2 protein-coding genes are annotated in these 3,203 nt (G+C 71.9%); both read left to right on the top strand.

Annotated features, from left to right (window positions below; all coding sequences use genetic code 11):
- The coding region (locus tag D7Y13_RS40235) for a dihydrolipoamide acetyltransferase (RefSeq protein WP_120586145.1) at window positions 1–662 on the top strand (662 nt) is incomplete at its 5' end.
- 12 nt (window positions 663–674) lie between these two features.
- Window positions 675–3,077, top strand: a complete 2,403-nt coding sequence (locus D7Y13_RS40230) for a tetratricopeptide repeat protein (RefSeq protein ID WP_120537639.1) — start codon at window positions 675–677, stop codon at window positions 3,075–3,077.
- The last annotated feature ends 126 nt before the right edge of the window (window positions 3,078–3,203 follow it).

Genomic DNA, 3,203 nt, shown 5'->3' with positions numbered 1-3,203 from the left:
CGTCCACGCCGGCCACCCCCACCGCCGTCGCGCCCCAGGCATCCGCTGGCGAACAGACGGCGGACGAGGCCTTCACGGCCCGGGTGAAGACGCTGGAGGAGCAGGTCGTCGACCTGAAGGAGAAGATCTACCGCTCCAAGGCGCGCCTGCTGCTGCTGCAGGAGACGGTGATGGGCGGCGACCTGTCCACCGGCGCCCGCGCGGTGCTCGTGCACAAGAACGAGATGGGCAACGCGTTCCAGTTGGAGTCGGTGGTCTACGCGCTGGACGGCGCGCCCATCTTCACCCAGGTGGACACGCAGGGAGACCTGAACCGGCACCAGGCGCTGGAGGTCTTCAACGGCCGCATCGTGCCGGGCCAGCACCAGCTGGCGGTGCGGCTCGTCTATCGGGGCAGCGGCTACGGCGTGTTCAGCTACCTGGAAGGCTACAAGTTCAAGGTGCAATCCAGTTACACCTTCAACGCGGAGTCCGGAAAGGTCACCACGGTGAACGTGGTGGGCGTGGAGAAGGGCGGCCTCACCACCGACCTGAAGGACCGGCCCGCGGTGAGATACGACATCGAAGTGGCCAAGGACACGCGCACGCCGCCCAAGCCTCCCGCGGTCTCCGGGACGGAAGCGGCGCCGGTGCCGGCCTCCACCTCCAGCGAGACGAAGTAGGGAGCAGGCGCCGTGACCGCGACGCTCCCCGCCCTGGCCCTTGCCCTGTCCCTGGGGGCCGCGCCCGCGCCCTCCCCCGCCGCGAAGCCGGGGGATGCGCTCGCGCCGCTGCCCGCCTCGCTGAGCACCCGCGCCTCCGCCGTGGAGGCCGTGGAGGCCCAGCTGCGCACCGCCGAACAGGGCCTGCGCTACGTGGAGGCGCAGTTCACCGAGCGCCCCGAGCCGAGCAGCGCCGACTCCCAGCAGAAGCGCTTCTCCGAAGGGGAGCTGTATTCGCTGCTGGGGGACTGGCCCGCCGCGTCCGTCCTCTTCTACGACCTGGTCAGCGACCCGGACTTCAAGTCGAACCCGCGCTATCCGGAGGCGGTCTTCTACCTGGCGGACGCGCTCTACCAGCAGAAGAACGACATTGGCGCGCGCGTGTACCTGCGCGACGTGCTGTCGCTGCCCCTGCCGCCGCAGCGCTACAAGGAAGCCGTGAGCCGCTACCTCGCGGTGGCCGGACGGCTCCAGCAGTTCGAGGGCATCGACGCGTACGTGGAGAAGGTGCGCCAGCTCTCCGGCGGCGTGCTGGCCCCGGACATCGCCTACGTGCACGCGAGAGGCACCTTCAAGCGCGCGGACCTGTCGCCGGAGGAGCACCAGCAGCGCTCGCGCGCGCTGTTCGCCCCGCTGGCGCAGTCACCTGGACGCTTCCGCGTGCAGGCCGTCTACCACCTGGGCGTGCTGAGCGTTCAGGCCGGGGACCACCCCGCCGCCATCGCGCAGTTCCAGCGCATCGTCGCCACCGGGCCGGACGCGGTGGTGTCCACGGGCCTGCCGGAGCCGGAGGCCCAGCGCTTCCGGGAGCTGGCGCGGCTGTCGCTGGGGCGGCTGTTGTACGAGACGGGCCGCTACGAGGAGGCCCTGGATCAGTACAGCCAGGTGCCCCGCGAGAGCGAGCGCTTCCCGGAGTCGCTGCTGGAGGTCGCGTGGACGTACGTGCGCAAGCAGGACTTCACGCAGGCGAAGAACGCCACGGACATCCTGCTGCTCGTCGCGCCCCAGTCGCAGCTCGCGCCGGAGGCGCAGATCCTCCAGGGCCACCTGCTCCAGAAGCTGCGCCAGTACGAAGAGGCGCTGGAGACGTATGACGGCGTGGCGCGCGCGTTCGCCCCGGCGCGCGACAAGGTGGATGCGCTGCTGCGCGTGAACCAGGACCCCGTCGCGTACTTCGACAACCTGCTCGCGCGCAACGAGCGCTCCCTGGACGTGAGCACGCTCCTGCCGCCGCTGGCGCTGCAGTACGCGTCCACGCAGAAGGAGGTCGCGGAGGCGGTGCGGATGGTGGGCGACCTGGACAGCGGCCGTCAGGGCGCGGGCGAGGCGAAGGCCATCGCGGAGCGCATCCTGGAGGCGCTGGACGCGCGCGGGCTGGAGGCGTTCCCGGAGCTGCAGGAGGGCTACACCCGCGCGGAGGCGGTGGACACCGCGCTCACGCTGGTGGACCAGGCCCTGGTGCAGGCCGAAACCGGGCTGGTGGCGGAGAAGCTGACGCCCGCCGAGCGCGAGAAGCTGCTCGTCGCGCAGGGTGAGCGCGAGGCCCAGCGCCGGAGGTTCGCGTCGCTGCCCACCACCAGCCATGAGCTGGCCGCGCGCCGTCAGCGCATGCAGGCGCGCGTGGACACCGTGGACCGCGACGCCTTCCGGCTGGGGTACGAACTGCAGAGCCTGCACGCCAACGCGGCCGCCGTGCGCAAGTGGGTGGAGGACACCCGCGAGGAGCGGCAGGCGGACCCCGCGGAGGAGCGCGAGTTCCTGGTGCAGCTCCAGGCGGAGATCGCCACGCTGCGCGACCTGCAGACGGAGCTGGACCGCACCCGCGCGCGGCTCGCGACCGAGCGTCAGTCCACCGACACGTCGCTGGAGGGCGAGTCCGCCATCCGCGCCCGGTACGCCATCGCGCTCCAGCAGGAGCACGCGATGCTGCACGCGGGCGAGGCGCGGCTGTCCGGCGAGGACACCCGCGTGCTCCTGCGCATGCACGCGGTGCGCTCGCGCGCGGACGTGCTCCGGAGCCGGGTGGCGGTGGCCCGCGTGGCGCTGCGCGCGCGGCTGGAGCACCGGCTGAAGTCCATCCGCGACAAGGTGCGGGCCGAACAGGCGCTGCTCCAGGGCTACGAGCAGGAGGTGGCCTCCGCCTCCGGGGATGCGCGCAACCTGGTGGGCCGCATCGCCTACGAGAGCTTCCGCCGCGTGCGCCAGCAGTTCTACGAGCTGGTGCTCAAGGCCGACACCGGCACCGTGGACGTGGCCTTCAGCCGCACGCAGGACAACGCGGCCACCATCCAGAAGATCGCCAAGGAGAAGAGCGACGCCCTGCGCGCGCTCGACGCCGAGTTCCGCGACGTCCTGTCGACCGAAGGGGGGGACTGAAACGCCATGCGTCGCCCCCTCCTCGCCCTCCTCCTGACCCTCGCGCCGCTGGCCGTCCCCGCCGCGCCGGCGAAGGCGAAGGCCGCGAAGTCCAAGGCCTCCAAGGACAAGGCCAGCCCCCAGGCC

The sequence above is a fragment of the Corallococcus praedator genome, assembly GCF_003612125.1.
Taxonomy (GTDB): Bacteria; Myxococcota; Myxococcia; order Myxococcales; family Myxococcaceae; genus Corallococcus; species Corallococcus praedator.
The sequence above is the reverse complement of the archived record's forward strand: the minus strand, read 5'-3'. Positions and strand labels throughout refer to the sequence as shown.